The organism is Actinoalloteichus spitiensis RMV-1378 (genome assembly GCF_000239155.1).
GTDB classification, from domain to species: Bacteria; Actinomycetota; Actinomycetes; order Mycobacteriales; family Pseudonocardiaceae; genus Actinoalloteichus_B; species Actinoalloteichus_B spitiensis.
Genome location: NZ_AGVX02000604.1, coordinates 1 through 4,468 on the forward strand (window position 1 = coordinate 1; position 4,468 = coordinate 4,468).

The following is a 4,468-nucleotide window of genomic DNA, read 5'->3' on the forward strand; positions in this document are numbered from 1 at the left end:
CGCCTTCTGCACGGTGACCGGACTGGCCCCGTACCGGGCTACCAGCGCCCGGGTGGAGGGCAGCCTCGTGCCGGGGGCGGCCGCCGCGATCCACGCGCGCAGGTCCGCCGCGATCCGCGTTCCGCTATCGTGGGACATGAGGGATCAGAGTAGCGCTACTCCCGCAGTGCGGGCTCCGCTATCGCCGTCGTGGGCCGGTCTGGGCTGGGGTCTGCTCGGTGTCACCGCGTTCTCCTTCACCGTTCCGCTCACCCGGATCGCGGTGGAGGGCGCGGGGATGTCGCCGCTGTTCGTCGGCAGCGGCAGGGCGGTCGTCGCGGCGGTGCTCGCGGCGGCCGCGTTGGGCCTCACCCGGCAGCGGCTCCCCCGGGGCCGCCAGTGGTTCCGCCTCGCCGTCGTCGCCGGGGGCGTCGTCGTCGGCTTCCCGGTGCTGACGTCCTTCGCGCTCACCTCGGTTCCCGCCAGCCAGGGCGCGGTCGTGATCGCGCTGCTGCCCACCGCGACGGCGGTGCTGGCGGTCCTGCGGGGCGGTGAACGCCCGCCGAGGGCGTTCTGGGTGGTCGCGGTGGCCGGCGCGGCGGTCACCGTCCTGTTCACCGCCACCCGGGGCGGCGGGTTCGACGGTCCGAACTGGGCCGACCTGCTGCTGCTCGGCGCGGTCGTCGCGGGCGGCATCGGCTATGCCGAGGGCGGGCTGCTCGCCCGGGAACTCGGCGCCTGGCAAACGATCTCGTGGGCGCTGGTGGTGGCAGCGCCGCTGATGGTCGCGTTCACCGGCCTGTCGATCGCCCGGCAACCGTTGACCGGCGATGCGGCCGGGTGGGCGGCGTTCGCCTACCTCTCCCTGGTGAGCATGTTCCTCGGCTTCTTCGCCTGGTACCGGGGGCTCGCGATCGGTCCGATGTCCAGCGTCAGCCAGGTCCAGCTCGTCCAGCCGGTGCTCAGCGTGGCGTGGGCGGCGGTGCTGCTGGGTGAGGTCCTGGGCTGGCGGACCGCCCTGGCCGGTGCGGCCGTGATCGCCTGCGCGGGGCTCGCCGTCCGCGTCCGGCGGCCCGGTCCGGAACCCACGGGCCCGGCGGTGGTCGCCGAGCGGGGTGCCCCGAACCGGCCAGGGGGTCGCGCCGACGCGGATGACCGTGACCGCCTGGCGCGGGGATAGCGACGCCCAGACCGGGCCGCGGTGGGGCCAGTCGGGTTTCGGAATCCGTGGCCCCGGCCGGCCCGGGTTCTCGTCGCGTCCTGCGTCGAGGGGTCGCCGGAGTCCACCGGCCCCTGATGCCGCCGCGCCCGACCGGCGGCACGGGGTCCTCGGTGTCCCCGGGGCCGTCTGCCGCCCGGTGTGGACGTTCCCGCGACGGGGGAGCCCCCGTTCCCATGTCGTCCTGGGCTTTACGTTAGACGCGCCCGGGACGCCGACGGGAGTTCCCCGACCGGCCGCGCCGAGCCGAGCCGAGCCGAGCCGACCGGATGGTCTCCACGACCTCCGCCCCGCCCCAATCCGGTGCACCGGCTGATGCCGAGTTCGAGGGCGGGGACGCTCATCCCCCGCCACGCGCGGCCACTCCCCCGCGCGCCCACGGGCCCCAGCGCGGAAACCCTTGTCTACCAGCGGTTTCCCGGCTGGCTATACTGCGCTGCACCCGTCGCCGAGGAGAGAGGTCCACTGTGTCACTCCCGGCCGACGAACTGTGGCGGCCGGTGGGCGGGACCATCCCGCGACGCCAGTGGATGAAGATCACCGACCCGGACGCGTTGCCGGCCGAGGTGCCCGGCGACACCGAGTTCCGGGTGCTGCTGCCCGCCGACGACCGCTTCACCGTGCTGCGGGAGAAGCTGACGGCCAGTTCGATCCCGGTGCGCCAGGTGCCCTACCTCCTGGAACAGGAGACGATCGCCGAGTACCAGGACGCGCGGGGCCGCGACCGGCTCACGGTGATCAGCGCCGAATGCGATCTCGGCCGCCTGGGCCCGGCCCGGCTGGTCCGCACCGACGGGCGGTCCGCTGAGGCGGCGCGGGAGGCCTTCGACCTGCTCTGGCACGCCCACGCCGACACCGGCCCCGCAGCCGGGGCCGCCGTCCCGGTCGCCGAACTCACGCCCCCGGAGTGGGCGCGGTTCCTGCCCTTCCCGACGTTCAACCCGGCCCAGGCCGAGGCGGTCCCGCACGTCGTCGACCACGACGGCCACCTGATGGTGGTGGCGCCCACCGGCTCGGGGAAGACGGTGATCGGCATGGCCGCCGCCCTGCGGGCCATCCTGGGGCAGGGCCGCAAGGCCGCCTGGCTGGTGCCGCAACGGTCGCTCACCGACGAACTCGACCAGGAACTCCAGGGGTGGCGCGGGCACGGCCTGCGGGTGGAACGGCTCTCCGGCGAGTACAGCGTGGACGTCGGCCGGGTCCGCGACGCCGACCTGTGGGTGGCCACCACGGAGAAGTTCGAGGCGATCTGCCGGACCTCGTCGTTGCGGGAGGCGTTGGACGAGGTCGGCTGCGTCATCGTCGACGAGATCCACCTGCTCGGCGACCAGACCCGGGGCCCGGTGCTGGAGGCGCTGCTCGCCCGGATGCGGGGCGACGCCACCGCGTTGCGCCTGGTGGGCCTGTCGGCCACGGTGTCCAACGCCGACCAGGTGGCGGCCTGGTTGGGGGCGCGGCTGGTGCGCATCGGCTGGCGCCCGAGCCGCCTCACCTGGCAGCTGCCCATGATCCCGATCAGCGGCGACTGGGCGGCGACCGACGCGACCCGCACCCGGCTGGCGGCCAGCATCACCGACCGGATCACCACCGACGGCGGCAGCGTCCTGGTGTTCTGCGGCAGCAAACGCTCGGTGCGCCGCACCGCCCTGATCATCGCCGCCAGTCGGGGCGCCCCCACCGACGGGGTGCACCCCGACGACCTCGAACGGCTGCACGAGGTGTGCCTGGGGGCGGGCGTGGGCCTGCACTACAAGGGCTGGGAGCACCGGCGTGAGGCCGAACGCGGCTTCCGGTCCCGGGAGTTGTCCGTGCTGGTGGCCACCTCCACCGTCGCCGCCGGGGTGAACCTGCCCGCCCGGGCGGTCGTCGTCCGCGACACCCAGGTCGGGTTCGACGAGATCGACGTGGCCACCGTCCAGCAGATGTTCGGCCGGGCAGGGCGGGTCGGGGCGGGTGAGGACCAGGGCTGGGCGTTCCTGGTGGTGGACGAGACCGAACGCCCCCGCTGGCAGGGGCGGCTGGTCGCCGGGAACACCGTCACCTCGCAGATCCAGTCCAGCCTGCCCGACCACGTGCTCGCCGAAGCCGTGCAGCAACGCCTCTCCACGGTGGCGGAGGCCGAGGCGTGGTGGGTCGGGACGCTGGCCCACCACCAGGGCAGCCGGAGCCTCGCCCCGCTGCGCCAAGCGCTGTCGTTCCTGGTCGACGGTGACTTCCTGACCTCGACCACCGGGGCCGACGGTGTCGAACGGTTCACCCCGACCGAGCTGGGCGTGCTCACCGCGCGGCTCATGGTGTCCACCACCGTGGGCCAACAGCTGCGGACCGCGCTGGCCAGGGCGGCCGTGCCCGGCGACGCCGACGCCGCCGAACGGGCCCTGGTGAACACCCTGGCCGCCGTGGTCCCCCGCCTGCTGAACGCCCCCGTCAGCGAGGACATCAAACCCACCGTGGCCCGACTGCTGGCCACGGACGGCCGGTTGGACACCACCCCCGACCCCGGCACCAACGCCGGGCGGGGACCGCTGACCAGCCAGACCGCCTACACGCAGGGCGACCTGGCCCGCGCCGTGCTGCTCACCGTCGCCCACAACCCCCGGGCCTTCCACCCCCGGGCCCGCGTGATCGGCGGCATCCCCTACCCGGCGATGTACGCGGTGTTGGAGGAGGCACCCCGCTACCTGCACTGGTTGGGCACCCAGGGCCAGCTGGGCACGGTGCACCCGTGGGTGGCGATCGTGGCGGCCGACCTTGGTCGACGCATCCGCTGGCGGCGCTGCCAACCCGCGCGGGGCGCGGGCCGCTTGTTGTGGATGGTCGAGCAGATGGCCACCCCGGTGCACGCCGCCGACTCGGTCCCACCCCTCTTCCGGGCGGCCACCGCGCGCGGCCTGACCAGCCCGGACTGGACCTCGTCAGGCATGCCGAGGAACTGCCGGCTCGACGAGGGCGACTACGCGGCCCTGCTGCGGGACAGGGCCACCCGGGTGCAGCTGGAGGAGCTGGGCGACCTGGTGCGGGCGACCGGCCCCACCGGGTGCGTGTTGGCGACCTGGGCCGGCCGCGCGTTCCACCTGACGCCCCTGCACCGGGGGGAGGCCGAATCGCACTACCCGGAGGGGCCGGTGCGGCAGCGGGGGGCGGCGGTGTTCACCTGGCGCGGCGACTACCGGGCGCTGGGGTGGCTGGCCGACTACGACGGGTTCGCGCCCGAAGCGGACGCCGACTGACCTGGTTCGCCGCCGCCGTGGCCAGCGGCGGGGCGCGGGG

General features: G+C 74.8%; 3 protein-coding genes. 2 read left to right on the plus strand and 1 reads right to left on the minus strand.

Going from position 1 to position 4,468, the window contains the following annotated elements; all coding sequences use genetic code 11:
- Positions 1–138, minus strand: a 138-nt coding sequence (locus ACTIDRAF_RS33100) for a GntR family transcriptional regulator (RefSeq protein ID WP_157163210.1), incomplete at its 3' end; no start/stop codon positions are given.
- Here ACTIDRAF_RS33100 and ACTIDRAF_RS30580 point away from each other — a divergent pair.
- Positions 137–1,159 carry a DMT family transporter gene (locus ACTIDRAF_RS30580; RefSeq protein ID WP_052168935.1) on the plus strand — a complete coding sequence of 341 codons (1,023 nt, stop codon included), beginning with the start codon at positions 137–139 and terminating at the stop codon, positions 1,157–1,159. The genes ACTIDRAF_RS33100 and ACTIDRAF_RS30580 overlap by 2 nt on opposite strands.
- A gap of 506 nt (positions 1,160–1,665) precedes the next feature.
- Positions 1,666–4,428 (plus strand): DEAD/DEAH box helicase, encoded by a 2,763-nt coding sequence (locus ACTIDRAF_RS0222440; protein ID WP_016700950.1) that lies wholly within the window; start codon positions 1,666–1,668, stop codon positions 4,426–4,428.
- Positions 4,429–4,468 lie beyond the last annotated feature (40 nt).